Source organism: Planktotalea sp. (genome assembly GCF_965659345.1).
Taxonomy (GTDB): domain Bacteria; phylum Pseudomonadota; class Alphaproteobacteria; order Rhodobacterales; family Rhodobacteraceae; genus Planktotalea.
Genome location: NZ_CBFHVK010000005.1, coordinates 61,290 through 88,068 on the forward strand (window position 1 = coordinate 61,290; position 26,779 = coordinate 88,068).

General features: G+C 51.6%; 25 protein-coding genes and 1 pseudogene. 12 read left to right on the forward strand and 14 right to left on the reverse strand.

The window, feature by feature from the left end; translation table 11 throughout:
• Positions 1 to 46: 46 nt before the first annotated feature.
• The 7 genes from ACTG3Z_RS05000 to cysQ all read right to left on the reverse strand — a co-directional run bounded on the left by ACTG3Z_RS05000 (position 47) and on the right by cysQ (position 6,087).
• Positions 47 to 355 carry a glycosyltransferase gene (locus ACTG3Z_RS05000; protein ID WP_439141633.1) on the reverse strand — a complete coding sequence of 103 codons (309 nt, stop codon included), beginning with the start codon at positions 353 to 355 and terminating at the stop codon, positions 47 to 49.
• Positions 342 to 1,274: a glycosyltransferase family 1 protein gene (locus tag ACTG3Z_RS05005; RefSeq protein ID WP_439141836.1), complete on the reverse strand. Its 933-nt coding sequence runs from the start codon at positions 1,272 to 1,274 to the stop codon at positions 342 to 344. The genes ACTG3Z_RS05000 and ACTG3Z_RS05005 overlap by 14 nt, the downstream gene beginning before the upstream one ends.
• Positions 1,234 to 2,217 carry a UDP-glucose 4-epimerase GalE gene (galE, locus tag ACTG3Z_RS05010; RefSeq protein WP_439141635.1) on the reverse strand — a complete coding sequence of 328 codons (984 nt, stop codon included), beginning with the start codon at positions 2,215 to 2,217 and terminating at the stop codon, positions 1,234 to 1,236. The genes ACTG3Z_RS05005 and galE overlap by 41 nt, the downstream gene beginning before the upstream one ends.
• Positions 2,218 to 2,240: 23 nt before the next feature.
• The gene (gene galU / locus ACTG3Z_RS05015) at positions 2,241 to 3,134 is read right to left on the reverse strand and encodes a UTP--glucose-1-phosphate uridylyltransferase GalU (protein WP_439141637.1); all 894 of its coding nucleotides are present in this window, start codon (positions 3,132 to 3,134) and stop codon (positions 2,241 to 2,243) included.
• Positions 3,135 to 3,250: 116 nt separating this feature from the next.
• The gene (locus ACTG3Z_RS05020; protein WP_439141638.1) at positions 3,251 to 4,492 is read right to left on the reverse strand and encodes a glycosyltransferase family 2 protein; all 1,242 of its coding nucleotides are present in this window, start codon (positions 4,490 to 4,492) and stop codon (positions 3,251 to 3,253) included.
• The gene (locus ACTG3Z_RS05025; protein WP_439141639.1) at positions 4,489 to 5,289 is read right to left on the reverse strand and encodes a 3-deoxy-manno-octulosonate cytidylyltransferase; all 801 of its coding nucleotides are present in this window, start codon (positions 5,287 to 5,289) and stop codon (positions 4,489 to 4,491) included. The genes ACTG3Z_RS05020 and ACTG3Z_RS05025 overlap by 4 nt, the downstream gene beginning before the upstream one ends.
• Positions 5,290 to 6,087: a 3'(2'),5'-bisphosphate nucleotidase CysQ gene (gene cysQ, locus ACTG3Z_RS05030; protein ID WP_439141640.1), complete on the reverse strand. Its 798-nt coding sequence runs from the start codon at positions 6,085 to 6,087 to the stop codon at positions 5,290 to 5,292.
• 121 nt (positions 6,088 to 6,208) lie between these two features.
• On the opposite strand from cysQ, the pseudogene ACTG3Z_RS05035 reads away from it, so the two are divergent.
• The 12 genes and pseudogenes from ACTG3Z_RS05035 to ACTG3Z_RS05090 all read left to right on the forward strand — a co-directional run bounded on the left by ACTG3Z_RS05035 (position 6,209) and on the right by ACTG3Z_RS05090 (position 18,287).
• A pseudogene (locus ACTG3Z_RS05035) lies at positions 6,209 to 7,017 on the forward strand (ABC transporter permease).
• Between the two features lie 136 nt (positions 7,018 to 7,153).
• Positions 7,154 to 7,969, forward strand: coding sequence for a MurR/RpiR family transcriptional regulator (locus ACTG3Z_RS05040; RefSeq protein WP_439141641.1), 816 nt, complete (start codon positions 7,154 to 7,156; stop codon positions 7,967 to 7,969).
• Positions 7,970 to 8,089: 120 nt separating this feature from the next.
• On the forward strand, positions 8,090 to 9,043 hold the full coding sequence (locus ACTG3Z_RS05045) for a sugar ABC transporter substrate-binding protein (protein ID WP_439141642.1): 954 nt from the start codon (positions 8,090 to 8,092) through the stop codon (positions 9,041 to 9,043).
• Positions 9,044 to 9,163: 120 nt separating this feature from the next.
• Positions 9,164 to 10,285 carry an ABC transporter permease gene (locus tag ACTG3Z_RS05050; protein WP_439141644.1) on the forward strand — a complete coding sequence of 374 codons (1,122 nt, stop codon included), beginning with the start codon at positions 9,164 to 9,166 and terminating at the stop codon, positions 10,283 to 10,285.
• Position 10,286: 1 nt separating this feature from the next.
• Positions 10,287 to 11,069 carry an ATP-binding cassette domain-containing protein gene (locus tag ACTG3Z_RS05055; protein WP_439141646.1) on the forward strand — a complete coding sequence of 261 codons (783 nt, stop codon included), beginning with the start codon at positions 10,287 to 10,289 and terminating at the stop codon, positions 11,067 to 11,069.
• Between the two features lie 92 nt (positions 11,070 to 11,161).
• Positions 11,162 to 12,157 carry an inositol 2-dehydrogenase gene (gene iolG / locus ACTG3Z_RS05060; RefSeq protein WP_439141828.1) on the forward strand — a complete coding sequence of 332 codons (996 nt, stop codon included), beginning with the start codon at positions 11,162 to 11,164 and terminating at the stop codon, positions 12,155 to 12,157.
• A complete protein-coding gene (locus ACTG3Z_RS05065) occupies positions 12,150 to 14,072 on the forward strand; it encodes a bifunctional 5-dehydro-2-deoxygluconokinase/5-dehydro-2-deoxyphosphogluconate aldolase (protein ID WP_439141647.1) in 1,923 nt (640 codons plus the stop codon). The genes iolG and ACTG3Z_RS05065 overlap by 8 nt, the downstream gene beginning before the upstream one ends.
• A 10-nt stretch (positions 14,073 to 14,082) precedes the next feature.
• On the forward strand, positions 14,083 to 15,915 hold the full coding sequence (gene iolD / locus ACTG3Z_RS05070; RefSeq protein WP_439141648.1) for a 3D-(3,5/4)-trihydroxycyclohexane-1,2-dione acylhydrolase (decyclizing): 1,833 nt from the start codon (positions 14,083 to 14,085) through the stop codon (positions 15,913 to 15,915).
• Positions 15,916 to 16,821 carry a myo-inosose-2 dehydratase gene (gene iolE, locus ACTG3Z_RS05075; protein ID WP_439141649.1) on the forward strand — a complete coding sequence of 302 codons (906 nt, stop codon included), beginning with the start codon at positions 15,916 to 15,918 and terminating at the stop codon, positions 16,819 to 16,821.
• On the forward strand, positions 16,818 to 17,027 hold the full coding sequence (locus tag ACTG3Z_RS05080) for a hypothetical protein (protein ID WP_439141650.1): 210 nt from the start codon (positions 16,818 to 16,820) through the stop codon (positions 17,025 to 17,027). Before iolE ends, ACTG3Z_RS05080 begins: the two co-directional genes overlap by 4 nt.
• The gene (gene iolB, locus ACTG3Z_RS05085) at positions 17,020 to 17,826 is read left to right on the forward strand and encodes a 5-deoxy-glucuronate isomerase (protein WP_439141651.1); all 807 of its coding nucleotides are present in this window, start codon (positions 17,020 to 17,022) and stop codon (positions 17,824 to 17,826) included. Before ACTG3Z_RS05080 ends, iolB begins: the two co-directional genes overlap by 8 nt.
• A gap of 62 nt (positions 17,827 to 17,888) precedes the next feature.
• Positions 17,889 to 18,287, forward strand: a complete 399-nt coding sequence (locus ACTG3Z_RS05090) for a DUF2147 domain-containing protein (protein ID WP_439141652.1) — start codon at positions 17,889 to 17,891, stop codon at positions 18,285 to 18,287.
• A 68-nt stretch (positions 18,288 to 18,355) separates the two neighbouring features.
• Here the strand turns inward: ACTG3Z_RS05090 and ACTG3Z_RS05095 are convergent, their stop codons facing one another.
• The 7 genes from ACTG3Z_RS05095 to ACTG3Z_RS05125 all read right to left on the reverse strand — a co-directional run bounded on the left by ACTG3Z_RS05095 (position 18,356) and on the right by ACTG3Z_RS05125 (position 26,690).
• Positions 18,356 to 18,961 (reverse strand): sulfite oxidase heme-binding subunit YedZ, encoded by a 606-nt coding sequence (locus ACTG3Z_RS05095; protein ID WP_439141653.1) that lies wholly within the window; start codon positions 18,959 to 18,961, stop codon positions 18,356 to 18,358.
• 110 nt (positions 18,962 to 19,071) lie between these two features.
• Positions 19,072 to 20,943, reverse strand: a complete 1,872-nt coding sequence (locus ACTG3Z_RS05100) for an FAD-dependent monooxygenase (RefSeq protein ID WP_439141654.1) — start codon at positions 20,941 to 20,943, stop codon at positions 19,072 to 19,074.
• Positions 20,944 to 21,084: 141 nt separating this feature from the next.
• Positions 21,085 to 22,065 (reverse strand): 2-dehydropantoate 2-reductase, encoded by a 981-nt coding sequence (locus tag ACTG3Z_RS05105; protein ID WP_439141655.1) that lies wholly within the window; start codon positions 22,063 to 22,065, stop codon positions 21,085 to 21,087.
• A gap of 10 nt (positions 22,066 to 22,075) precedes the next feature.
• Entirely contained in the window at positions 22,076 to 23,587 is a 1,512-nt protein-coding gene (locus ACTG3Z_RS05110) for an acyl--CoA ligase (protein WP_439141657.1), read from the reverse strand.
• 65 nt (positions 23,588 to 23,652) lie between these two features.
• On the reverse strand, positions 23,653 to 25,164 hold the full coding sequence (locus tag ACTG3Z_RS05115) for a tripartite tricarboxylate transporter permease (protein WP_439141658.1): 1,512 nt from the start codon (positions 25,162 to 25,164) through the stop codon (positions 23,653 to 23,655).
• Positions 25,165 to 25,188: 24 nt separating this feature from the next.
• On the reverse strand, positions 25,189 to 25,692 hold the full coding sequence (locus tag ACTG3Z_RS05120; protein ID WP_439141659.1) for a tripartite tricarboxylate transporter TctB family protein: 504 nt from the start codon (positions 25,690 to 25,692) through the stop codon (positions 25,189 to 25,191).
• Between the two features lie 26 nt (positions 25,693 to 25,718).
• The gene (locus tag ACTG3Z_RS05125) at positions 25,719 to 26,690 is read right to left on the reverse strand and encodes a Bug family tripartite tricarboxylate transporter substrate binding protein (protein WP_439141660.1); all 972 of its coding nucleotides are present in this window, start codon (positions 26,688 to 26,690) and stop codon (positions 25,719 to 25,721) included.
• Between the last annotated feature and the right edge of the window lie 89 nt (positions 26,691 to 26,779).

Here is a 26,779-nt window from a genome sequence, read left to right on the forward strand (position 1 = left end):
CTGCTCTGCCTCCTCATAACCCAATCAGCCTTATGCACGTTTAGCATTAACCAAAGTGTTGTAACACAAGGTTAAAATGTGCATCCCATCTCGGCGCTTTGAATTGGGCCTGATCGCTTCTTACTCTACCGTGATTCTTACCGTCTTGGTGCAGTAATTTTTCAATCTCGGCACGCCAAGCATAAGCGTTTGAAGTCGTTGCGTAAACGGGGAATTCCCCGCATATTTCACGATATATGTCGAGTTCGCCACATATGATGGGTACACCAAGGCTAAGCGCCTCGACTTGCGGCAGGCCAAACCCTTCGGCGAGACTTGGAAAAAGTGCGACTTTCGCCCCTTTAAGAAGACCCATCATCTGCGCCATTCAGCTCAGTTATGCGCCCCCGATCAACCTTATCGAGCTGCGCAAACACGTCTTCGTTTTTCCAACCCCGATTGCCACAAATGACCAAATGCGGTGCGTCGTGCCACTTATCCCAAAGCTCCAGAAGAAAAGCGTGGTTCTTGCGCGGTTCTATCGTGCCAATGGTGATTACGTAGGGATTTGGCATGACTGGCAAATCCACGTCTGAAACAGAGGGTAGATCAACACCCAAATGCGCAACAAATGCGTTTGGCATTCTACCGAAGCCATTGAAATGACGACTACAATCGTCCAGTGTTTGCTGCGAGTTACAGATCAAAGTATCTGCAAATTGCGACACAACACGCATACGTTTTTCGAACTTTGCAACTGTTCCAGCACGCTGGTGATCCGGCCAATCCAGCGGGATGAGATCATGGATCAAGACCCCGATTTCCGCGTCTTTCAATGCGCTGAACGCACGAAAAACGCGTTTACTCAAATTGCTATGACCTGTGTTAAGATACGCCACACCTTCAGGAAAACTGCGGCGCAACATAACGCCAATGCGCGACGGAGTGGCGCGGGCAAACGTGCGCTTACGCAAGTTTGCCTCAGCAGCGCGGCGCGTCGGACTAAGCTTGAAAGCAAACTGCGACAGCAGATCAGTCTTACCCCAATCTGCCGTTTTCAAATGCTGATGCGCAAATACCATGCCTGTGCGATCGAGCAGAAAATACCCAAATGCACTACGAACCAGCGCATAAACAGGGCGATCCAAGCTTAAACACCATTCCAGATACGCCCACTCCACGCGATCAACACCCGTATGAACCATGCCTGTTCGGCTTAGAAGACGAGTCAGATCGAGGCAAATAGGCCTGTCTTTATTTGGAATAGTGCCCAGTTTGGTGCCACCTCCACGCATCGCCGATCATTGCTTTCAAATTTGAGCGCGTCGGCTTCCAACCAAGCTCTGCTTCGGCCTTAGTTGATCCTGATACAAGTTGAGTGCAATCACCTGCGCGACGCGCACCTTCTATAATCGGAACTTCTTTGTTGGTGACACTTCGGCTGTGATCCACAACTTCGCGCACACTAAAGCCGGATCCAGTTCCCAGATTGAACACTGCACTTGGCCGTCCATCCGTAAGCCATTGCATTCCCAACAAATGCGCATCAACCAAATCGCAAACATGCACATAATCGCGCACGCATGTGCCATCAGGCGTGTCATAATCGGTGCCATAAATTGTCAGCGCGTCACGCTTACCATCAATCGCATCAAGCATCAGCGGGATCAGATGGGTTTCCGGCTGGTGAAATTCACCCACGTCACCCTCAGGGTCCGCACCAGCAACATTGAAATAACGAAAGATTACGTGTCGAAGTCCAAAGCGACGCTCAAAATCATAAAGGATGTTTTCTACAGCACGCTTAGAGGCACCATAGGCGTTGATCGGCTGTTGCACGCTGTCCTCATCAAGAACAACATTGTCTTGATCACCATAAGTCGCACAAGTGGATGAGAAGATGAACTTGTTGATATGCGCATCAACCGCCGCTTCAATCAAATTGAGCGAGCCCAGCACATTGGTACGCCAATAGAGCCCCGGATCGTCCATGCTCTCACCGACCTGCGAAAGCGCTGCAAAATGCATGATCGCAATAGGTTTATGCTTGGCAATGACCTCGTCTATGCGGGTGCGGTCCAACAAGTCGCCACGCTCGAAAGGGCCGAATTTAACGGCATCTTCCCAGCCAGTTGAGAGGTTATCGAAACAAACGGGGGTAAAGCCAGCGCGGGACAGAGCTTTGCACGCGTGCGAACCAATGTATCCTGCGCCACCTGCAACTAATACGCTATCCAACCTTCGTTCCCCCGATCAAACGACTACTGTGCTGCTTGCTCAGTTGCCATAAGATCAGTCAGATAGCCATGCAGGTCGTCGCGTAAGTCATCACGAGACAACCCAAATGCAACTGTTGCCTGCAAGAACCCCGACTTGGAGCCACAATCAAACCGCTGACCACGGAAACGATAGCCATAAACACCACGCTCTGAGCCAATTTCCTGATCGATCGCATCGGTCAGTTGAATTTCGCCACCTGCTCCAGATTTGATTTTATTGAGGTTCTTCAAAACCTGCGGTGAAAGGATATAACGACCAATAACTGCAAGATTAGAAGGTTCTGTGCCCGGCGCTGGCTTCTCAACCATTCCTTTGACGGAAACCATAGACCCCATGTCTTCCTGCACATCCAAAACACCATAGGATGACGCTTTGGATGGCGGAACTTCCATAGCTGCAACCATATTGCCGCCTGTTTCTTCGTAAGCTTCAACCATCTGCTGTAAACACGGCTTTTCCGCTGCGATCACGTCGTCAGGCAAGATCACCGCAAATGGTTCGTTACCAATCAAACGACGCGCGCACCAAACAGCATGGCCAAGGCCCAGCGCCTTGTGCTGACGCATGTAAGCAATCGCACCGCTGTCCATATTCGTGGATTTCAAAATCTCTAGCAGGTCATCTTTGCCCTTTTTACGCAGCTCATTCTCAAGCTGTGGCGAGTGATCAAAATAGTCCTCAAGCGCGCCTTTGCCGCGCGACGTCACAAAAATGAATTCTTTAATGCCCGCAGCTCTCGCTTCATCAATCGCATATTGGATCAGCGGCCGATCTACGAGCGTCATGATTTCCTTAGGGACTGACTTGGTCGCCGGTAAGAACCGGGTGCCCAGTCCTGCAACAGGAAAAATCGCTTTCGTCACTTTGTTACGCATAAAATCGCCTTTGTACTCAGATCACTAAACATCTCGGCTGGGCTATGGGCGTACAATAGGTCCAAAACATGTCTATTAATCGAAATTTGATGGCATTGTTTCCAACGCTAGCCTTTTTAGACTTTTGGAGGAAAATTCCGTAGTTTGGCAAGTCGCTTCAACTCTTGCGCGAGTCTTTTCTTACGAGTGTTGATCAAAAAATGCGCACCCTTACGGACACTACGTCCATAAAGGCCCCCAGCTTGCTCCCACACACCCTCTTTCGTGAATTTCACCTTATGAGGACGAGGTGTCGGCGAAAATATGAACAAGGACGTGCGCATGTTGTTTGCGACTTGCTCTTGAGCGTGTTGCCTCAATAAACGACGTCTAAACCATGACCCGCTGACCAGAACATGTTGACCTTGGAACCTTTGTGGAAACGGCTTGAGCCCTTCTCGCGCCAAAGGGATAGATTCCAGCGTTGTCAGCTGTCTTTTCATACCTATTGCGACGCCGTCCTCGAAGCCCTTCATCAATTGGGTCACATTGCGAGGTTCAAGCAAACCCTTCACCATATAGCGCAATGCGCGACGGCGTTGTTCAGTTCGAAACTGATCAATCGCATTATCATGCCGCTCAACTGGCGCGAACTTGCGCAAATATACTGATAGACTTGCACCAATTTCGCTTAAATCCGTCGGTACCCGATCTTCACGCCGGGTGTCACTTGCTTTGTAGCCATGATGTACTTGAGCGAGCGGCACGATTGCCGTGCGGTGGCCGGCCCTCATCATTCGAAAGTTCAAATCTGTTTCATCTAGATAGAAACGGTAAGCCGGATCAAATCCACCCATCTTGGCAATCACATCTCGGCGCACCGCCATGTTGGTGCCTTCAGTCTTTATCGCGCGCCCGTTTTGTGCAGTGAGTATGCTAATTTTATCCTCCGGCACATCAAGCGGTGTTGCATCACCAAAACAATCGACGCTCCGCACTTTCCACTGAAAACTAATTCCGTTGCGCCCCCGCACAAATCCACCTGCAGCGGCGACGTCGGCTTCACTAAACCCTGCCACAAGAAACTGCAGCCAGGTCGGCTCAGGCACGGCATCGTCGTCAATAAAAGCAACAATATCTCCTGCGGCTTCTGCTATTCCAAGATTGCGCGCGCGCGAGATATTCGCTTCACCAAATTCTACGCTTTTCAAATCATCAAAAAACGGTAGCGTTCGCGCAGCGTTTAACCCCATTTTGTCAGCAACTAAGACAACTTCAAAATGCGGGTAATCAAGCTGTGAAATACCCAATAAACAGAGTGTAAGATCAGCAGCGCGGCCTCTGCTCACGACAATGACAGAGACCGATGGAGCGCTCATTCAATCCCCATCTCCTGCATCATTCGCTCAATCACAGGGACGTCTTCGGGATTGTTCAATTCCCAAAACTGGCGACCTTTCGCCTGCACTTCAACACATCTCACTGTCCCGCCTTGCTCCATGAATCGAAGCTGCTCAAGACCCTCCAGCTGTTCCAATGGACCTACAGGCCAATCGGGATAAGACCTGAGTGCCGCAGGCCGATAGGCGTAGACGCCAACGTGATGGAATACAGGCGTTTGCGCCTCGTTTGGGTAAGTGTCGGACGTAAAGGGAACCACCTCTTTACTGAAATACATCGCGCGCATGTGCGCATCAAACACTGCTGTAGTGCCACCAACACGCCCCGCTTTGCGATCTGCCAAAAAGCCGTTCAAGGCCCGCCCGTCACAGCGCAAAACCGGCGTCGCAATATCCGCGTCTGGACTAACGCGCATGGCCTCAATCAACTCCTCAACGAACCAAGCAGGAGTGAGTGGCGCATCGCCTTGAAGGTTAACGACGATCTCCGCATCGCTTCCCATGACATCATAGGCTGATGCGCAACGCTCCGTTCCATTCGCGCAGCTCTCCGGCGTCATCACGACATCCGCACCAAATGCTTCTGCAGAAACTCTGATCCGATTATCATCCGTCGCAACGACCACGCGGTCCACACCCTTCACAGCGCTCGCGGCTTCCCAAGCGCGTTGAATGAGGGAACGTGACTGGCCGCTCGCACCCTTCAACTCGGCAAGCGGTTTCGCAGGATAACGCGTTGAGGCATAGCGTGCAGGAATAACAATTAGAACAGACACTTACGCTTCTTTCAGTTCAACATCAGGGGAATACGCAATGAAGAAAGGATTGGCAAAATCATCTTTGCCATAAGCCAAGTCTTCGTGGTTATCAAAGCGCACAACACGGCCACCAGCGCCGGTCAAAACAGCATGACCCGCTGCTGTGTCCCACTCCATCGTGCGGCCAACACGCGGATAGATATCCGCTTCGCCCGTCGCAATAAGACAGAATTTCAGGGACGATCCCGCGCTCTTCATATCGCGCACTTTGTATTTGTTGATATAATCATCCGTCGCTTGATCGCGATGCGATTTAGACGCAACAACATAGAGCGCTTTGTTGTCCGGCTTGCTGACCGAAATAATGTTCTGTTGGCCCACTACATCAGGGTGCAATGGTCCCGTCTCTTCGATAGATTGACCATCTGCACGCGTATAAAACATCCGCTTCTTCGCAGGCGCATAGACGACACCCCGCGTTGGAACGCCGTTCTCCACATAAGCGATATTCACCGTGAAATCGCCGCGGCGATGAATAAATTCCTTCGTGCCATCAAGCGGATCAACAATTAAAAACGTATCTCCTTTGGCGCTATGGGATTCAGACTGTTCTTCCGTCACCAACATCACATCAGGAAAGGCACCGTGCAGCCCTTCGGAAATCAGTGCATCCGCCGCCTCATCAGCAGCTGTTACAGGGCTATCATCAGACTTGGATTTAACGTCAAAATCATCCTGACCATAGATTTCCATGATCACATCACCGGCTGCCAAAGCCAAACGACGCATGCTTTCTTCCAACTTTTTGTAGTCCATTTGCCCAATCCTTGCCCGAATTCATCTGTATTGTTGATAAAATATACACGCCTCTTATTATAGGAAGTCAGGCGAACGGCAATAAACATCAAACAATCGTCGCGCATCAGGCAGAGTACTCATGTTTCAGGTTCGAAAACGGGAAACGACATTTAGGAAGGTTCTGACCTTCTGCGATCTCGTTTACCACAACATTGTACGCACGATCCGAAAAACGCATGGAAATGCGTTGATGAGTATTGTGATGAACTTGATGCAAATGATCATCTTTGTTCTTGCGTTCTATTTCATGTTCTCGATCCTTGGATTGCGCGGTGCAGTCCTGCGGGGCGACTTCATGGTGTATATTATGACAGGCATCTTTCTGTTCATGACACACATCAAAACAGTTGGCGCTGTTGCAGGCTCTGAAGGACCCGCTTCGCCCATGATGAAGCATGCGCCTATGAATACTTCGATTTCTATCGCCGCCGCCGCTCTAACGCAGCTCTACATTCAGATGCTTTCGCTCTTTGTAATCACGTTTTGGTCACGCCCTTTGAGATCCAAAATGTGACTGGTGTGATGTTCATGATCCTGCTGGCTTGGTTCACTGCTGTTGCTGTCGGGCTTGTTTTTCTTGCAATCAAACCTTGGTCACCTGGTCTCTCCTCCCTTCTTTCCACGATTTATCAACGCGCAAATATGATCGCTTCGGGCAAAATGTTCGTCGCAAATACATTAACGCTACAACTGTTGAACATGTTCGATTGGAACCCACTGTTTCACTGCATTGATCAGTCGCGCGGCTATGCTTTTGTCAACTACGCACCGCGCAATTCCTCATGGGAATATGCCTTCTATGTCGGCCTAATTTTCCTGATGATTGGCATGATGGGTGAATTTTACACCCGTAAACATGCCTCTGCCAGCTGGAGCGCGCGCCAATAAAGTGCGCTTCGCTTTTGCACGATCCAAACTCACATTCTGAGCCACCTTAGATCGCAGCTGATCTATTTTGGAATGTGCGTTCCAATTTTTAAATTTTCATTCTAAGTTGCCCATCAAATATAAGGGCAAAGACGACATGGAACAATTTGAACCACCACAAAGCCTAGAAATCTTGCTCGATAGAATTTCTCATCAAAGAGATTCGTTGCCAAAGCGTCTACGTCAATGTGCTGATTTCATCGTTCAAAACATGAACGATGTTGCCTTCTCAACAGTCGCGCAAATCAGCGAAAAAGCAGAAGTGCAACCTTCTGCCGTAATGCGATTTTGTCAGGTTATGGGCTTTGGTGGTTACTCGGATATGCAAAAGCTGGTTCGGCAAAATATCCAACCCAAAATGCCTGACTATAGTGAGCGTATCCAGAATTTGCGTCATAGTGGCGATGATAGTCCAACCGCAATCCTTGCTGAGTTCGTCGAGGCAGGAAGACAGTCACTGGAACAGCTGTCAGCATCCGTAAATACAGCGTCTTTGGAACAATCCGTCGAATTGCTTTCCAATGCAAAACTTATTCATATCATGGGGTTAAGACGGGCCTATCCAGTCGCATCATACCTTTCATATGCCTTTGAAAAACTAAATGTCCCCAATATTTTGCATGCTGGAAGCGGACGGTTGAGCCATACCCAAGCAATGCGGGAGGGTGACGTTTTAATCGCAATCAGCTTCGCGCCATACAGCCCAGAGACTCTGGAACTTGCGGATGAGGCAGTACGCCGTGGCGTGCCTGTTATCGTTCTGAGCGACTCCGCTTCGATACCTTTGAAAGCAGTCTCATTTGTTCCACTCATTGTCTCTGAAATTGACTTTGGCGCTTTCCGCACTTTGTCAGCAACGCTGTCGCTTGCGATCTCGCTCGCGGTGGCTGTTGGTGCAAGGCGATCAGAGTAAAATGAAAATTTTATGTTGTGCGATTCAAAAAATGGAATATACATTCTATTATCAGAAAGCTTGATTCTTTCTGTCCGGTCTCTGAGGAGATGACCGAGCAATAGAAAATGGGAGGTCTTCATGAGAAAGACATTTACTGCACTTGCTGCGGCAGCCTTTGCTGTCGTTGGCGTGGCTTCGACTGCAACTGCCGATGGTCACGGCGGTGGCGAAAAATATGTACTCGTAAGCCATGCGCCAGACAGCGATAGCTGGTGGAACACAATCAAAAACGGCGTCGCCCTTGCGGGTGAGCAAATGGGCGTTGAGGTCGAGTACCGCAACCCGCCAACAGGCGACTTGGCTGACATGGCGCGTATCATCGAGCAGGCTGCAGCCTCTGGTCCAAACGGCATCATCACGACACTTGCTGACTTTGACGTTCTGTCCGGCCCGATTTCTGCGGCAATTGACAGCGGTGTTGACGTCATCATCATAAACTCCGGCTCGCCAGATCAAGCGCGTGAACTTGGAGCTCTTATGTATGTTGGTCAGCCCGAGTATGATGCGGGTTTCGCAGCTGGTCAGCGCGCGAAAGGTGACGGCATCGGTTCGTTCCTTTGTGTGAACCACTACATCAACTCACCTTCTTCCACAGAGCGTTGCCAAGGTTTCACAGACGGTCTGGGTGTTGAGCTTGGTAACCAGATGATCGATTCCGGTCAGGACCCTGCGGAAATCAAGAATAAAGTACTCGCGTATCTTTCCGCAAACCCAGAAACAGAAGCTGTCCTGACGCTCGGCCCGACATCTGCAGATCCAACTATCTTGGCTCTGGAAGAGAACGGTATGGCCGGTGATCTTTACTTCGGCACATTCGACTTGGGCGAAGAAATCGTCAAAGCGTTGAAGTCCGGCGTGATCAACTGGGGTATCGACCAGCAGCCGTTCCTGCAGGCGTATCTTCCTGTCATCGTTATGGCGAACTACCACCGTTATGGCGTTCTGCCTGGTAACAACATCAACTCTGGTCCTGGCTTCGTAACAGCGGATGGCCTTTCTAAAGTTGAAGAGTTTGCAGGCGAATTCCGCTAAACAAACCTCCCTGTTGGACTAAGGTTTCTAACCTATCTAACAAAAGTTTCGGGGCATTCTGTAGGGTGCCCCGACATCTAAAACCCCACTGATAATTTATAGATAAAAGGAAGGTGTGCCATGACTGGTAGTCCTCAAGCTGGTGCTGCGGACGAGCGGATCAAGGAAACCTCGTTCATTCGTAAAGCTCTCATCCGTCCTGAACTTGGCGGTATTGTAGGCACGATCGCAGTTTTCACGTTCTTTCTACTCACAGCCTTTGACAGCGGCATGTTCAACACACAAGGCGTGATGAACTGGTCTGTTGTATCGGCGCAATTCATGATCATCGCCGTAGGCGCGTGTTTACTGATGATCGCTGGGGAGTTCGACCTCTCGGTCGGTTCCATGATCGGTTTCGCCGGCATGATGATCGCGATATTCTCGGTCACGCTCAGTTGGCCGGTCTGGATGGCTATCCTTTTAACCTTCGTTATTTGCATCGCCATCGGAGCTGTGAACGGCTTGATCGTGATCCGTACCGGACTTCCAAGTTTCATCGTGACGCTTGCGTTCCTTTTCATTCTGCGCGGTTTCACCATTTTTTTCCCCCAAACGTTTGAGCGCAAAACCATCATTGGCGGCATCAAAGACGCAGCCGAGGGTGATTGGCTAGCTCCTGTATTTGGCGGTAAGATCGGCGCCCCGATTTTTCACTGGCTTGGCGATATGGGCATTATTGGTGTCTTTGAACGCGGAACCCGCGCGGGCGAGCCTGTCGTAAATGGTATCCCGATGTTGATCGTATGGGCTTTGATCCTTGTCGCATTTGGCCATGTCCTTTTGACACGAACGCGTTTCGGGAACTGGATTTTCGCCTCTGGTGGTGACGCAGAAGCTGCGCGCAACTCGGGCGTTCCTGTAAACCGCGTTAAGGTATCGATGTTCATGTTCACCGCCTTCTGCGCAACGATATTCGCCACATGTCAGGTGATGGAGTTCGGTTCTGCTGGCGCAGATCGTGGTCTTCTTAAAGAATTTGAAGCGATTATCGCAGTTGTTATCGGTGGCGCGCTTTTGACAGGCGGCTATGGCTCCGTCATCGGAGCAGCGCTTGGCGCGCTTATCTTTGGCGTGGTCCAGCAAGGCTTGTTCTTTGCAGGTGTTGAAAGTTCTCTTTTCCGCGTGTTCTTGGGTGCCATTCTACTTGGTGCGGTGATCTTGAACACTTACATCCGTCGCTTGATCACAGGGGAGCGTTGATATGTCTGAACCTATTATCCAGATGAACAACATTCAGAAACACTTTGGCTCCGTGATTGCGCTTGCTGGTGTATCCGTGGATGTAAAACCGGGCGAATGTCACTGCCTTTTGGGTGACAACGGTGCGGGTAAATCAACCTTCATTAAAACGATGTCGGGCGTGCACAAGCCAACATCCGGGGAAATCTTGTTTGAAGGCAAACCAATGTCCTTTGAAGATCCGCGTGATGCGATGGAAGCGGGGATTGCAACGGTGCACCAACACCTTGCCATGATCCCACTTATGAGCGTCAGTCGTAATTTCTTTATGGGCAACGAGCCGGTGAAGAAGCGGTTCGGGATCAACTTCCTTGATCAGCAAAAGGCAGACGACATCACCATGCAAGAGATGCGCAAAATGGGCATCAACCTGCGCGGACCTGATCAGGCGGTTGGCACTTTGTCTGGTGGTGAACGTCAGACTGTCGCAATAGCCCGCGCGGTTCATTTCGGTGCGAAAGTACTGATTTTGGATGAACCAACATCTGCTTTGGGTGTGCGTCAAACGGCCAATGTTCTCAGCACCATTCACAAAGTACGCGATCAGGGGATTGGCGTCGTATTCATCACTCACAACGTGCGTCACGCTCTGGCTGTGGGCGACCGTTTTACCGTTTTGAACCGTGGTAAAACACTTGGCACTGCCAATCGTGGCGAGATTGAATACGACGAATTGCATGATATGATGGCCGGCGGCGACGAGCTTGCCAAACTGGTGCCCGAACTGGGCAAACAAGGCCAGTAACCAGATCACGACAGCCGTGCAATTGCGCGGCTGTTTATCCCAATGTTGTTCGTTTGGCCGCGTGCCACGTGACAAGAATGAAAGTACTCCACATGTTGAAAGTTGGTCTTCTCGGCGCGGGCCGTATTGGCTGGGTCCATGCAAAAGCAATCACAGCCCACGCCGGCAGCACATTGGTCGCCGTGTCGGATCATTTTCCCGAAAGTGCGGAAAAACTAGCCGCTGATTTTGGCTGTGCCGCGCGCACGACTGATGACATCATTGCTGACCCGTCCATCGATGCCGTTTTGATTGCCACATCAACCGATACACATTCAGATTTGATGGAACAGGCCACTGCTGCTGGCAAAGCTGTACTTTGTGAAAAACCTGTTGATCTTAGTCTTGAGCGTGCGCGAGCCTGTCAAAAGGTTGTCGCCGAGACAGGAAAGCCTGTGATGATCGGCTTTAACCGCCGCTTCGACCCTAGCTTTGGAATGCTAAAAAAGTCCTTGGATGCGGGGGAAATTGGCAAAGCGGAACTGCTGAGCATCACGTCATTTGATCCAGCGCCGCCACCCGTCGAATATGTGAAAGTATCAGGCGGCTTGTTCCGTGACATGATGATCCACGATTTCGATATGTCGCAGTTCATTATGGGCGCAACACCAGTAAGCCTAACAGCCGCTGGAACCAGCATTGTAGACCCAGCTATCGGTCAAGCTGGTGACGTGGATACCGCTGTTGTCACAATGACCTACGCAGATGGACGCATCGCAGTGATCAAGAACTCACGCCGTGCAGCCTATGGCTATGATCAACGCCTTGAAGTGCTTGGCTCTGATGGTCTGCTGCAAGCTCAGAACCTACTGGAAAACCTTGTTATCAAGTCCACCAAAGCAGGCGTAACTGGCGCAAAGCCTACGTTGTTCTTCCTTGAGCGTTATATGCCCGCCTACACCGCTGAATGGGACAGTTTTGTCACGGCAGTCACACAAGGCACGCAGGTGCCCGTCACGCTTGACGAAGGTGTCAACGCACTGGCGATGGCCGAAGCAGCGACGCTTTCGGTCAAAGAAGGTAAACCCGTGAGGATTGAAGATGTCTGATTTAGATCTCATCACGATCGGGCGTTCTTCGGTTGATCTTTACGGTGCACAAGTTGGCGGTCGTTTGGAAGATATGGGATCGTTCGACAAATATATCGGCGGTTCGCCAACCAATATTGCCTGCGGCACTGCACGCTTGGGGTTGAAGTCTGCCGTTATTACAGGTGTCGGTAATGAGCACATGGGGCGGTTTATCACTGAGCAGCTTCAGCGCGAGGGCGTGAACACTAAGGGTGTAAAGGTGGATCCAGATCGCCTGACAGCTCTGGTTTTGCTTGGCATTCGTGATGAAGATCAGTTTCCGCTCATTTTCTACCGTGAGAATTGTGCGGATATGGGCCTGACCGAAGATGATATCGACCCAGAGTTTATCAAATCAGCACGCGCAATTGTTGCGACAGGGACCCATCTGAGCAACGTTCAGGTTGAAGCTGCGACGCTAAAAGCGCTTAAACTAGCGCGCGAGAATGGGCAGCAGACAGCGCTCGACATTGATTACCGCCCGAACCTTTGGGGTGTCGCGGGCCATGGCGACGGAGAAAGCCGCTTTGTTGAAAGCGCTGAAGTGACAGCAAAGCTACAGCGCTCACTTCATCTGTTTGACCTGATTGTCGGCACAGAAGAAGAATTTCACATCGCAGGCGGCTCAACCGATACGATCCAGGCGCTGCGCGCAGTGCGGGCTGTGTCTGGTGCCACATTGGTGTGTAAACGCGGCGCTGATGGTGCCGTTGCCTTTACGGGTGACATTCCTAGCAGCCTTGACGATGGCGAAGCTGGTCGGGGTTTCCCTATTGAAGTGTTCAATGTCCTTGGCGCTGGAGACGGATTTATGTCTGGCTTGCTGAAAGGATGGCTGGATGGCTCCGAATGGCCTGTCGCACTAAAATACGCCAATGCGTGCGGAGCCTTTGCAGTAAGCCGTCATGGGTGCACGCCTGCATATCCGACTTTGGATGAATTGGAGTTTTTCTTTGATCGCGGCATGGTTCAACCAGATTTGCGCAATGATGAAACTTTGGAACAGGTTCACTGGGCTAGCACGCGTGTAACCCGCTCTGGCAGCACATGGGATCATGTACGCACCTTTGCGTTTGATCACCGTTCGCAGCTGGAAGAAATTCCCGGATACTCCACTGAAAAGGGTGCGGCGTTTAAAGAGCTATGCCTTGACGCAGCGCTCACCGTGTCCAAGGGCGCGGAAGGCTACGGTATTCTATGTGACAACCGGATTGGGCGTTCAGCATTGCACCGCGCGTCTGGCAGTGGTCTTTGGATTGGTCGCCCAACCGAATTGCCCGGCAGTCGCCCAATCGAGTTTGAACCAGAGCTTGGCAAAGATTTTGGCCAGCTCCGCGAATGGGCGCGTGAGAATGTTGTAAAGCTCTTGGTGTTTTGCCATCCAAGCGACACCAGCGAAACGCGTGCCTTGCAAGAAGAGCGGGTGACGCGCCTCTTCAAAGCTGCACGACGTAACGGACTTGAGTTTTTATTAGAAGTTATTCCATCCAAGGTCGGTCCTGTTGATGACGAGACAACGTCACAACTGATCCAGCAATTCTACAATGCAGGTGTGTATCCTGATTGGTGGAAACTGGAGCCGTTTAAAACAGAAGCGGCTTGGGCCAATGCGGTGAATGCAATTGAGGTCAATGATCCACGCACACGTGGCATTGTCGTTCTAGGCCTCGATGCACCAGAAGCAGAACTGGCCAAAAGTTTTGCCTTGGCGGCCAAGCAACCTTTGGTAAAAGGCTTTGCCGTTGGCCGCACAATCTTTGGCGACGCGGCGCGCGCCTGGATGAAAGGTGATATGACAGACGCAGATGCTGTGGCACAGATGTCTGAGCGTTTCACGCGACTGTGTGAAACATGGGACAAAGCCCGTGAAAACGCGCGCCTAGACTGCGCCTGAGGAGCAAGACATGACAGAGACGATCCGTTTGACCGCAGCGCAGGCTTTGGTGCGCTACATTGGTGCGCAACAAAACGAAGATGGCGATTGCTTTATCGCAGGGTGCTGGGCAATTTTTGGTCACGGCAATGTTGCTGGTATCGGTGAAGCGCTGCACGGAGCTAAAGACACGATCACCACCTATCGCGGTCATAATGAACAGACTATGGCCCATGCGGCGATTGCCTATGCAAAACAATTGAAGCGCAAGCGCGCGATGGCGGTTACGTCTTCGATCGGGCCGGGGGCGCTAAACATGGTGACGGCAGCTGGCCTTGCACATGTGAACCGTCTTCCAGTTCTTTTCTTGCCGGGTGATGTGTTTGCCAATCGCGGACCTGATCCTGTTTTGCAGCAGATTGAAGACTTCGGCGATGGCACAGTCAGCGTGAATGATTGCTTCAAGCCGGTTAGTCGATATTTTGATCGTATTACTCGTCCAGAACACTTGCTCACGGCATTACCACGCGCATTCCGCACGATGATGGATCCTGCCGATTGCGGGCCCGTCACCTTATCGATGTGCCAAGATGTGCAGGCTGAAGCGTTTGACTATCCGCTTAGCTTCTTTGAACCACAAGTTTGGTACCAACGCCGGATCCGCCCTGACTTGGGTGAACTGGATCGCGTGGCAAGTGCTATCAAGGCCGCGAAAAACCCTGTCATTGTCGCAGGTGGCGGCGTGCATTATTCCGATGCTTGTAATGATTTGCGCGCCTTTGCTGAAACACATGGCATTCCAGTTGCGGAAACGCAGGCGGGTAAGTCCGCACTAGCATGGGATCATCCGCTCAACCTTGGCCCAATCGGTGTGACCGGTGGTGAGCCCGCCAATGACGTGTGCGCAACAGCAGATCTGGTTTTAGGTGTTGGCACGCGTTTTCAGGATTTCACCACTGGCTCTTGGGGCCTTTTTGCCAATCCGAAACGCAAAGTAGTCAGCCTAAACACCGCAGCCTATGATGCGGCGAAACATGGTGCCATGCCATTGATGGCAGATGCGCGAGTTGGTCTTTCAGAACTGACAAATGCGATCAGCGGATACAAGGTTGATGCTGGTGTAGCCGCAAGAAAAGACGATTGGTTTGGTAAAGTCGACCCACTCACAGATGCGCCGACCGACAACAATACGCTTCCGACTGACATGCAAGTTGTCGGTGCAGTGCAACGCAGCGCAACCGACGAAACTGTTGCAATGTGTGCTGCGGGAACGATGCCTGGCGAACTGCACAAGCTATGGAAAGCCAACAAACCCGGCGCGTATCATATGGAATACGGCTTTAGCTGCATGGGCTACGAGATTGCAGGCGCCATGGGGATCAAAATGGCCCAACCAGAGCGAGACGTGATCTGCTTTGCGGGTGATGGCACATATATGATGGCGAACTCTGAAATGGCGACGGCAACGATGCTGGGCATTTCGTTCACTGTCGTTGTGACAGACAATCGCGGTTATGGATGCATCAACCGTTTGCAAATGGGCACGGGTGGCGCTGAGTTTAACAACTTGCTGGCACATTCCAAGGGCGGCGAGAATTCCAGTATCGACTTTGCCGCACATGCTGGCTCAATGGGCGCAACTGCGGTGAAAGTCGCAAGCATTGCGGAGCTTGAGACAGCATTGGCCAAACGCCATGACATCAAAGGTCCTTATGTTGTTGTCATCGACACTGACCCATATCCCACTACACCACACGGCAGTACGTGGTGGGATGTTGGTGTGCCAGAAGTATCCGAGCGCGCAGAAGTGAACGAAGCCTACGCAAACTATAGAGAAAATAAGAAATCCCAAAGGATTAACTAGATGGCTGTCAAAGTAGGCATTTCCCTGATTGCATGGCAGAATGACGATCTGCCCGAGCTCACCAAAGACTTCACAACCGAAGTTGCCATGGAAGATGCCGCGCGCATTGGCTATAGCGGCGTCGAACGTGGTCGCCGTATGCCAGCTGATACCGAAGGGCTGCGCACTTATCTTGACGAATACGGCGTGTCCCTATGTGGCGGCTGGTGTTCCGGCAACCTGATGGTGTCGACAGTCGATCAAGAAAAAGAAGCGATTGCTGAGCAGGTCGAACAGTTTGCGGCGCTTGATGCGCCATGCATCGTCTATGCAGAATGCTCCAACACCATTCAGGGCGCCTTGCGCGTCCCTGTGTCTACGCGCCCTAAACTAACACGCGACGAAGTAATGGCGTATGCTGCGAAACTTTCAGAGCTTGCCAAATGGTCAGAACAGCAGGGCGTAAAGCTCGCCTATCACCACCACATGGGCGCGATGGTTCAGGATGCTGAAGATATTGATTGGCTGATGGAGGGCTCTGGCCCCGAGTTGGGGCTGTTGTTTGATACGGGTCATTTGCATTTTGCGGGCGCTGATCCGGTCGCGGTTATCGATAAATGGGCAGACCGTGTTCACCATGTGCACTACAAGGACGTGCGCCAAAGCGTGTTAGATCAGATCAATGCAAAAGACGGCAGTTTCCTTGATGCCGTTGCAGGCGGTGCTTTCACAGTTCCAGGGGATCCAGACGGCTGCATCGACTTCGAAGCAATCACATCCAAGCTTAAGGCGATGGACTATGCAGGTTGGATCGTCGTTGAAGCCGAGCAAGACCCAGCCTTGGCTGCACCATATGAGTATTCCAAAATCGGCTATGACACCATTGTCGCCACATGCGCCAAAGCCGGGCTTGTTGTTACGAAATGATAAAGCTGCTTGGTCTCAATCATACGTTTTTCAAGCCACTGCTCCGGCGTGTTATAACCTTGGTCGTGGTCGGACTTTACGGTCTGTTTGAACTGACCTTTGGCCACCCTGGTTGGGCGAGTTTCGCAGCGGCCCTTTTCGCAATTTGCGCTTATGCGTTTTTCATAGCCTTTGATCCCGAAGATAAAGGAAGCAACGATGTCTGACCTTCTTAAAAAGCCTTTTGGTACACGCGGTAAAGTACATCAGATTACCCCCGAAACTGCGGGTTGGCGCTATGTTGGCTTTTCGCTTTATCACCTGAAAGCGGGCGATACTGCGGCAGAGGTCACCGGTGACAATGAAGTCATTTTGGTAATGGTCGAAGGCAAGGCAAAGATTACCGGTGGCGATCAAGACTGGGGTATTCTGGGTGACCGTATGAACGTGTTTGAAAAAACACCGCCGCATTGTCTTTATCTGCCTAACGGAACGGAATGGAACGCCACTGCTGAAACAGATTGCGTGATCGCGGTTTGCCTCGCTCCGGGCAAAGGTGGTCATAACGCGCGCCGTATCGGGCCTGATGGGATCGCATTGACCGAACGCGGCAAAGGGACAAACACTCGCCATATCAACAATATCGCGATGGAAAATGAAGATTATTGCGACAGCCTGTTGGTCACAGAAGTCTTTACACCCGCTGGGCACTGGTCATCGTATCCGTCCCATCGGCATGACGAAGATGATTATCCGCGCATCACCTATCTCGAAGAAACCTATTACCACCGTCTGAACCCTGCATCTGGCTTTGGCATTCAGCGGGTTTACACAGATGATGGTCAATTGGATGAAACGATGGCCGTAAGCGATGGAGATGTTGTTTGTGTCCCACGGGGCCACCATCCTTGCGGTGCGCCTTACGGGTTTGAGATGTACTATCTCAATGTTATGGCTGGCCCGAAACGCAAATGGCGTTTTGTTGCCGCTCCAGAGGTTGAATGGATCATGGAGCGTGACGCTTGATTGCTTGAGAACGCCAAAGACGGGCTTTTACAAGATTGATGGGACTACAAAGGATGCTTGTTATGATAATGATATTCAAAAAATCACTTATCATCATTGCCTTGTTCGCCTTGCCTACGTCGGCCTTTGCACAAGATGCCAACGGTCTTTGGCGGACACAAACCAATGAACAAGGACATTTGGAAATCGAAATTGAAAAATGTGGTGCTGCGCTTTGTGGGACGATCGTTCGTGCACGTAATCCTGAAGGCGTGAGTGGCCCTTACGAGCATCTGGGAAAACGTATGATTTGGGACATGAAACCGACAGATCAAGCGGGCTCTTGGGCAAATGGTAAGATCTGGGACCCGCGCAATGGACGCACGTTTAATTCTCGCATGACGTTGGAAAATGGCCAACTTTCGGTTGCGGGCTGCGTGCTTGGGATATGCCAATCTCAAACTTGGGTGCGTGTGCGCTAAAGCCGTTATTCCATTACGTCAGATCGCTTAAGGCCCAAACATATCTGCTTGGGCCTTTTGCTTGCGTATTACGCTACCTGTGGCCGTGGTCGTAAATACCAATACCAAATACGATATGCCTCTAGCGCGATAAGCGGCCCAAAGTGAATCATCGCTGGCGCTAAACCATTCCAATTATGCAAAGCGGCCCAGTGCACCAAGGTCAACACTGCAGCGGCGTAGGTCCAACGTTGCAGCCATTTCCACCACGTGCCCATTTTGCGCACAAAATAGTCCATCGATGTCAGAGCCAGCGGGACAAAAATAAGAAATGCTATCCAACCAGTCCAAATGTAAAGACGCGGTAACTCATCCACGACTGTGGCAAGAGACGCTTTATCCAAAAGATAAAACACCGTGTGCATAAGCGCGTATCCAAAAGACGCAACGCCAAGATAACGACGGTTGCGTTTTAACCATTGCGGACCGCGCCAGCCCTTTAGCAGCATGGCAAGCGGCGTGGCCATCATGAGAATGATCAGCAAGCGGGCCGAAGTCTCACCTGACGGATGTACGAGAATATGAAAAACGCGCGGGTTCGAGGAAGTCAGCGCGTCAAATGTCATTCCTATGGCGGGTATAGCGAGCACCAGCCACAGCAAATACGGAGAAGTGAAAGTGAAAAAGCGTTGCATTGTATCGTCCAGATTTATGTGTGTCTGAACTAGATACGGGTGAGCCGCTGATTTCCGTCGCAGCTCTGATGTTTTTTATTTTGAGGGCGATACTCTCTTCAATGACAACTTCACACAGTCACCAATATTCTATCAAAGAAGTCATCGATCTGCTGAAAGGCATTCAAATTCAGGACTTGCGCCACAAATTGATCCGGACGCACGATCAGAAGTGCACCTTTTTCCCGATCAATTCCGCGCATATCAAATATGTCTGAGCCGCTCGAACGGTCTGGGCAAAAGGCTTTTTCATAGTCAATCAAACCGTATTTGCCTTTACGCGGTAATAGAAGTGACGGAAGCTTTTCAACTTTCATAGCTTTATGGCTTTCTTGGAAGACAGCACGCAAATCAAACAAACTGTCGATGTCAGCATCTTTAGGGGTGAAACGCGGGATCAGCGTGCTTGATGCATATTCACAAAGCTTAGCGATATCCGCCCCAATTTGACCAACGTCACCGCTTGCAGCAAAAGCGATGAGGCGCCAGCGCCCATCCGCTTTTAGCGTATGGCCCAATTGCATCGGCTTGGCGTCGCCTAAACGGATCACAGGTGCAGAATGGAACCGCATTCCCGTCTTTAAACCAGTGGCAAGCGCCTGATGCGCTTCGCTGCCTGTCAGCAGTGATGGCTCATAACGGGTCTCTACACCTGCGGTATAGCGGCCATGCTTTTTAAAATAGCGCTGAAACTGCGCAGCCTCAGTTACGTCCTTCGGCTTGGCGCTGAATAGACGCGCCATGTCTTTGTCAAAATCAATCAGTTCTTTGGCTTTTGCGCGCCTTTCATCAGAATAGGTATCAAGCAACACAGGTTTGCACTGACCCCTTAGGACCCCCGCCAGCTTCCACCCAAGGTTAAAGGTGTCGGCCATCGACACGTTCATGCCCTGCCCCGCCTTTGGGCTATGCGTATGACACGCATCCCCTGCAATAAAGATTCTCGGCATTTGAGTGCCGCGTGCATCTGACGGAACATCATCAAACCAGTCACAAACGCGCTGGCCAATCTCATAAGCCGACCACCAAACGACCTCTTTCACATCCAACGTATAAGGCGCGAGAATGGATTGCGCTTTGGCAATCAACATCTCTGGCGTTACATTGCGATCAGCGGCGCGTTCTTCGCCCTGTAGTTCATCCAATTCGATATACATGCGCACCATATACCCGCCCTCGCGGGGGATGATCAGTATGCTACCGTTATCTGCAGATTGGATCGCTGCCTTGAGCCGAATGTCTGGAAAGTCTGTAACCGCCAGCACATCCATAACGCCCCAAAGCTGTCGCGCTGCTTCACCTTTGAGCGCATACCCCATGGATTTGCGCACAACGCTTCGCGCACCGTCACATCCAACCACGTATTTTGCGCGCACGGTCTTTGCAGCGTCAGAGCCATCCAAACTCTTGAACGTCGCAGTAACGGGGTAATCAACATCATCCGTTTTCGTCAGTGCTACCAACTCACGAGCGTAGTCCGGCTCAAGCCGACAGGTTGAATTGTGCATGGCCTCGAGGTAGAAATCATGCACACGCGCTTGATTAAGGATCACATGCGGCATTTCGGAAAGGTCTTCCTCGACATCCTTAATACGATCAGCGCGGTGCAATCCGTTCCCATCCGGATTTGGGCGCCAGAACCCAACCTCGTTCACCCAATAACTTTCTTTTAGAACTTTCTCAGCAAAGCCAAACGCTTCAAACATCTCAAGTGAGCGACACGCGAGACCATCGGCTTGCCCCACCTCTAAACGTCCGGGTTTGCGATCTGTGATCATGGTTGTGATTTCAGGAAAAGCCGACAGTTGCGTGGCAAGGGTCAGACCAGCTGGGCCGCAACCAACGATAAGAACGTCGACGACGTCGGGTCTTTGGGACGGAGCGTCACGTTCGATCGCAATCGAAGGATCACCGCTTTTATAACCGTTCAGGTGATATTGCATTCCGCTCGCTCCCAAATATAGTATGCATGCATACTATATAGGCAGACCTTGCCACTTCAGTCAAGGTAATAGGTATACTTACTAAGAGGCTAGCATAGAAAAACGGCGCTGAAACAAATCAGCGCCGCCTAAAAGCCGGTTTCAGCTTCCGTATAAACCTGCGGTTCTTCCACGCAGCGCAATCAAAGCCAAAACAGTGTCAATTGTGGGCGTGGGCGTTTCTGTGACCACCCCAAGCTCCTTTACAGAGCCAACAAGTGCGTCGATTTCCATTGGCCTGCCTTGATCAAGATCTTGCAACATCGATGTGCGATGCGCCCCAACTTCCGCACCGCCTTTGATGCGACGGTCCACATCGATCGGGAATTTGACGCCAAGCTTTTCAGCAATTTCCTGCGCCTCTAACATCATGTTGCGTGCAACTTCTCGCGTACCCGGATCGGTGCACAAAACATCCAGTGTAGAATGCGTAAGTGCAGAAATCGGGTTAAATGACAGGTTGCCCCAAAGCTTAACCCAAATTTCATCTCTTATCTTCGGGCGTACTGGCGCTTTAAGGCCAGCGGCGGACAAGGCTTTTGACAAAGCCAGTGCGCGCTCAGATTTAGACCCATCAGGCTCACCCAAAGAGAAACGGTTGCCTTCAATATGCTTCACAACCCCTGGTTCAATCACCTCTGCTGCGGGATAGACAACGCAACCAAGGACACGATCAGGTCCAAAACCATCCCATTGGGCATTGCCCGGATCGACCGTATGCAAGCGCGTACCCTCAAGCGGTCCACCAGTCTTATGGAAATACCACCACGGCACCCCGTTTACGCCAGAAACAATCGTCGTGTTCTCACCGATCAGCGGCTGCATATGTGGCACGACAGCCGGGACAGAATGCGCCTTCAGCGTCACGATCACATAGTCCTGCGGGCCAAGATCAGCAGCATTGTCAGACGCTGTAACCTGCACAGTCGTCTCTCCGCTTTCCTCAATCAAGCGCAGCCCGTTCTCACGCATTGCTTTCAAGTGCGGCCCACGCGCAACGAGGCTAACATCCGCCCCCGCTTGCGCCAATTTCGCACCCATATAACCACCGATCGCGCCGGCTCCAAAAATGCAAATTTTCATAATGTGTTCCTCAGCCCAAACCTAGCTTTTCAGCAAGACCGATGCGTTGAAGTTTGCCAGTCGCCCCTTTCGGGATCTCATCAAGGATCAGGATCTTGCGCGGCACCTTAAATGCGGCCAGTCGTTCGCTTGCAAAATCGCGAATTTCGCGGTCTGTCGCGCTTTGGCCTTCCTTGAGCACGACCGCTGCGGCGACATCCTCGCCCAGCTTGGCGTGTGGCACTGCGAACGTCACACATTGACCAACAGCCGGATGATCAGAAAGGATGCCATCCACTTCAAGCGGACTGATCTTTTCACCACCACGGTTGATGATCTCTTTCAAGCGACCGGTCAGGGACAGATAACCTTCAGCGTCAAACATCCCCTGATCCCCTGTGCGGAACCAACGCTTGCCATCAGCATCGAAGAAGTTCTTCTCATTCGCTTCTGGATTAGCTTCATAACCAGGCGTGACGTTGGGCCCAGAGATAGAGATCTCGCCGACACCATCGATCAGACGATTTTCGATCTCATGCGCGATGCGTACTTCTGGCCCAGCAGGCAGACCGACAGCACCGGGCTTCTGGCGACCTGGCTCAATTGGATTACAACACATCTGGTGCGCTGCTTCTGTCATGCCATATGCTTCCACAACGGGCGCACCAAAGGTGTCCGCCAATTGGGTCATCACAGGACCAGGCAAGGATGACGAAGATGAACGTAGGAAACGCAGGCGTGCATTCTTAATGATCTCAAGGTTGCGTGGCGCACGCGCCAAAATAGCCTGATGCATGGTAGGCACGGCAGTGTACCAAGTTGGATCCACCTCTTCGAGCCAACCATAAAACTTCAGCGCGTCAAATCCGGGCGCGCAGCTGATGGATGCCCCAGCCGCAAGCGATCCACTGACGGCGGCAATCAGACCGTGAATGTGGAACAATGGCATAACATTGAGACACACGTCATCAGACGTCAGCGCAAGCGAAGCACTCACATTTTGCGCGGACGCTGCTACGTTGGACTGTAAAAGCGGAACGATCTTCGGGCGCGATGTCGTGCCAGATGTGTGCAAGATGAGGGCAACGTCATCAGCAGCAGGCAAAGTATCAGCAGCGCTGCCCGTCACGTCGGAAGAAAGCGTGAAATTACCCGCTGGCTCGGTCGCCGTCAGCTCGATAATCGCCATGTTGAGCTTGCTCGCGGCCGTGCGCGCAGGACCATCATAGCCCGCTTCAACGATAATGGCACGCGCCTTGAGATCTTCAAGGTAGAAGGTGAACTCCTCCTCTTTATAGGCAGGATTCAACGGGGCCGTTGTTGCAGATTGCCCGACAGTGACAAAAGCCGCAGCCATCTCAGGACCATTTGGCAAAACAATTGCAACACGATCCTGCGCGCCGATGCCCGCACCGCGAAGGGATGTTCGCACGCTAAGCGTCAATGCCTTGAGATCACCGTAGGTCATCCAGTCGCGACCCGGCGCACCGATTGCATTGTTTGTGTCTGGATGCTGCTGGATCAGGTCTTCAAGTCTTTGCATATCGTGTCTTCCATGTCGTTTTATTTGGGTAAGTCATGATCATTGGTTGGGGTGTACCGTGTTGTTTAGTCTGCGGCCACCCGCCGTTTGCCGCGCAGCATTTTGATAGCGGGCAACAGGATCAGAATGATCGCAATAACAGTGATTGGTCCAGCGATCGGTCTAGTGAAGAAGATTGAGGGATCGCCCGATGATAAGAGCAAAGATTGACGCAATGTCGGCTCTGCGATGGGGCCAAGAACAATCGCCAGAACGGCAGGTGCGAGCGGATAATCAAACTTGCGCAAGAAGAAGGCACCAAGCCCGAAGATCACGATCAACCACAGGTCATGCATACTACGTGATGCAGCGAAGCCGCCAACAATAGACAGAACAAAGATCAGCGGTGCAAGAATGGTAAAGGGCATCCGCAGCATCCATATAAACAGCGGAATGAACGCGAGATTGATCAAAACTGCGGCAAAGTTGGAAATGTAGAAAGATCCAATCAGGCTCCAAACAAATTCACTTTCATCGATGAACAAGCGTGGACCGGGTGTAAGCCCCCACATGACCATGCCGCCAAGCAAGATCGCTGTCGTCGGTGAGCCTGGAATTCCAAGGGTCAGCATTGGCAACATAGATCCGGTCGAGGCAGAGTTATTGGCAGCCTCTGGTGCCGCAACACCGTCTGGTGATCCACGTCCGTATTCCTCTGGGGTCTTGGAGAGCATTTTTGCGACCCCGTAAGACATAAGCGAGCCGGGCGTCGCGCCCGCTGCTGGCAGAACGCCCACAAAGAAGCCAAGGATGGAGCCGATCCAAGTTCCCTTCCAACCCCTTTGTACTGCTTCTTTCGCATCTGAAGCGAGACCTTTGGCGGTCATTTTCGGGTTGGTTGTCGTAACCTCACCGCGTGTTTGTTCGATCGTCCAAAGCATCTCTCCGATGCCATAAACACCGATGGCCAGCACGATAAAGCCGATCCCGCGAATGAAGCCTTGTATGTCAAACAGAACGAGGCGCGGTTCCCCAGAAATCGTATCAAACCCGACCGTCGCAAGCACGAGACCAAAGCAAATCGAAAAGACCGTTTTTGGAATGTCATCGCCGCCCAAGCCGACAAAAGTCGCGAACGCCAGTAGCATCAATGCAAAAATCTCAGGTGGTCCAAAGTTCAGTGCAACGGTCGCAAGCAGCGGGGCAAACAGCGTAAAGAATACGGTCGCTACAGTTCCTCCAACAAACGACGCCAATGCTGCTGTCACAAGCGCTAGGCTGGCGCGGCCTTGAAGCGCCAAAGGTCGTCCATCAAACGTTGTCGCTACGGCTGTCGATGCTCCGGGTATACCCAAAGCAACCGACGAGATCGCACCGCCATACATTGCGCCATAATAAATAGCGGCAAGGAAGATGATCGCGGAGGCAGGCGGTACTAGGAACGTAATGGGCAACAAGATGGCCACACCGTTTACAGAACCCAACCCTGGCATCGCCCCAATGAAAAGCCCGATGGTCACACCGATTAGAATGAGGCCGAGGTTGATCGGCTCAAGCGCCGTCAGAACGCCGCTTGTGAGAAAAGAGAGAACTTCCATGATGATCCTCGGCCTTTGGCTGCGTTAGTAAATGATGTCGTACATCATATCGAAAAATGGCTGCGTGAAGGGCAGGCCTTGCGGCATCGAGATCTGCATCGCACCTTCAAAAAAGAAGAACAGAAGGACCGGAACAAGTAGCGCAAGAACCAGTGTCAGCACCCAAGAATGTCGCCCCAAGAACCGAAGATAATAGACAAGGAACAGACAGACCGCGCCATACATCGACACGACTGAAATCAAAGCAACGAAGCCAATGACGCCTCCGCCAACGTGTAACACTGTGAGCCAGCCGAAAGAGTCCATGAGCGGTTCATCAGACACCGAAGCCGGGCTTTTACCGCGCCACCAATTCCAAGCGATGGCAACGCAGCTCAATAACATGCCCACGGATAGCCAGAATGGCCAGAACCCGCCGCCCGGCCCTTGGCCGCGCATGTATCCAATGGGAAGTTCAGCGCTCTTCCACATTAAATATAGAGAAAAGAGGGCAAGGATCCCTGCGAGTGAAATTTCACCTTGGCGCATCTCTGCCCCCTTTCCGTTAGTAGCGTTTAGCCTTCGATTTCAGCAAGAAGCTTGCGATGGTTCGCAACCTGTGTCGCCCAGTAAGCACGTGTTTCTGCTTCATCCATAGGAAGCGGAGACAGGCTCTCGGAGACAAGGTAGGACTGCCATTCTTCGCCGTCATAGACCTTGCCAAAGACTTCACGGTAATAGGCAGCTGCCTCATCCGACATACCCGGCGCACCTACGATTGCGCGCTGGTTATAGTAGGAAAAGTCATGTCCCATTTCTTTGATCGTTGGCACATCAGGGTATGCTTCCATACGCTCATCAGAGAAGGCGAGCAGTGGAACGAAATCGCCAGCTTCATAAAAACCTTTGGCCTCGGCAGGGTTGTTAACTGTTGCCATGATCTGCTGACCCGCAAGATCCTTGGCCACAGCGCCGCCGCCATCATAAGGGATGTACTTGATGTCGAGGTCATAGACACCAGACATGTAAGCGATGACGATTGAATCTTCTTGGCCAGCGCCTGTGCCACCCATGACATATTCACCGTCCATTTCACGGACCTTCGCGAGATAGCCCTCAAAGTCTGTGATGCCGGAGTCTTTGTGAACCCAAAGTACAAAAGGATCGACGCCCATCATCGTGATTGGAGTAAAGGTCTCGATATCGATGCCCAAGCCTTCTTGGCGGATCGGCGTTGTATAGAAGGAGTTCAATGTGACCATGAGTGTGTGATCAGGGTCGCGTGCACCGTTCAGGTGCAACAGTGCTTCAGCACCAGAGCCGCCACCGCGGTTTGTTGGAACCAATGGGCGATTTGTTAGGTCATTCGCTTCGACGACTGACTGCACGAAACGCGCAATCTGGTCAGCACCGCCACCAGCACCAGCCATGATCGTAAAATCAACCGGACGTGTCGGCTGCCAGTCCTGCGCAAACGCTGTCATTGGCAACGTTGCAAGTGCGGTGCCTGCTGCAAGTCCTAGAAAAAATCTCTTAGTGATCGTCATTTTGTCTTCCTCCCAAAAAACGTCCTTAATCGGACAATTCATTCATTTTGTTTGCGACGTATTTCCAGATGGTTTTCACGCCGAAGTCG

What these genes read in the sequence shown, in the direction of transcription:
- ACTG3Z_RS05000 (WP_439141633.1), bottom strand. Translation starts at nt 355, where the DNA reads ATGGGTCTTCTTAAAGGGGCGAAAGTCGCACTTTTTCCAAGTCTCGCC.
- ACTG3Z_RS05005 (WP_439141836.1), bottom strand. Translation starts at nt 1,274, where the DNA reads ATGCGTGGAGGTGGCACCAAACTGGGCACTATTCCAAATAAAGACAGG.
- galU (WP_439141637.1), bottom strand. Translation starts at nt 3,134, where the DNA reads ATGCGTAACAAAGTGACGAAAGCGATTTTTCCTGTTGCAGGACTGGGC.
- ACTG3Z_RS05020 (WP_439141638.1), bottom strand. Translation starts at nt 4,492, where the DNA reads ATGAGCGCTCCATCGGTCTCTGTCATTGTCGTGAGCAGAGGCCGCGCT.
- cysQ (WP_439141640.1), bottom strand. Translation starts at nt 6,087, where the DNA reads ATGGACTACAAAAAGTTGGAAGAAAGCATGCGTCGTTTGGCTTTGGCA.
- ACTG3Z_RS05040 (WP_439141641.1), top strand. Translation starts at nt 7,154, where the DNA reads ATGGAACAATTTGAACCACCACAAAGCCTAGAAATCTTGCTCGATAGA.
- ACTG3Z_RS05045 (WP_439141642.1), top strand. Translation starts at nt 8,090, where the DNA reads ATGAGAAAGACATTTACTGCACTTGCTGCGGCAGCCTTTGCTGTCGTT.
- ACTG3Z_RS05050 (WP_439141644.1), top strand. Translation starts at nt 9,164, where the DNA reads ATGACTGGTAGTCCTCAAGCTGGTGCTGCGGACGAGCGGATCAAGGAA.
- ACTG3Z_RS05055 (WP_439141646.1), top strand. Translation starts at nt 10,287, where the DNA reads ATGTCTGAACCTATTATCCAGATGAACAACATTCAGAAACACTTTGGC.
- iolG (WP_439141828.1), top strand. Translation starts at nt 11,162, where the DNA reads ATGTTGAAAGTTGGTCTTCTCGGCGCGGGCCGTATTGGCTGGGTCCAT.
- ACTG3Z_RS05065 (WP_439141647.1), top strand. Translation starts at nt 12,150, where the DNA reads ATGTCTGATTTAGATCTCATCACGATCGGGCGTTCTTCGGTTGATCTT.
- iolD (WP_439141648.1), top strand. Translation starts at nt 14,083, where the DNA reads ATGACAGAGACGATCCGTTTGACCGCAGCGCAGGCTTTGGTGCGCTAC.
- iolE (WP_439141649.1), top strand. Translation starts at nt 15,916, where the DNA reads ATGGCTGTCAAAGTAGGCATTTCCCTGATTGCATGGCAGAATGACGAT.
- ACTG3Z_RS05080 (WP_439141650.1), top strand. Translation starts at nt 16,818, where the DNA reads ATGATAAAGCTGCTTGGTCTCAATCATACGTTTTTCAAGCCACTGCTC.
- iolB (WP_439141651.1), top strand. Translation starts at nt 17,020, where the DNA reads ATGTCTGACCTTCTTAAAAAGCCTTTTGGTACACGCGGTAAAGTACAT.
- ACTG3Z_RS05090 (WP_439141652.1), top strand. Translation starts at nt 17,889, where the DNA reads ATGATAATGATATTCAAAAAATCACTTATCATCATTGCCTTGTTCGCC.
- ACTG3Z_RS05095 (WP_439141653.1), bottom strand. Translation starts at nt 18,961, where the DNA reads ATGCAACGCTTTTTCACTTTCACTTCTCCGTATTTGCTGTGGCTGGTG.
- ACTG3Z_RS05100 (WP_439141654.1), bottom strand. Translation starts at nt 20,943, where the DNA reads ATGCAATATCACCTGAACGGTTATAAAAGCGGTGATCCTTCGATTGCG.
- ACTG3Z_RS05105 (WP_439141655.1), bottom strand. Translation starts at nt 22,065, where the DNA reads ATGAAAATTTGCATTTTTGGAGCCGGCGCGATCGGTGGTTATATGGGT.
- ACTG3Z_RS05110 (WP_439141657.1), bottom strand. Translation starts at nt 23,587, where the DNA reads ATGCAAAGACTTGAAGACCTGATCCAGCAGCATCCAGACACAAACAAT.
- ACTG3Z_RS05115 (WP_439141658.1), bottom strand. Translation starts at nt 25,164, where the DNA reads ATGGAAGTTCTCTCTTTTCTCACAAGCGGCGTTCTGACGGCGCTTGAG.
- ACTG3Z_RS05120 (WP_439141659.1), bottom strand. Translation starts at nt 25,692, where the DNA reads ATGCGCCAAGGTGAAATTTCACTCGCAGGGATCCTTGCCCTCTTTTCT.
- ACTG3Z_RS05125 (WP_439141660.1), bottom strand. Translation starts at nt 26,690, where the DNA reads ATGACGATCACTAAGAGATTTTTTCTAGGACTTGCAGCAGGCACCGCA.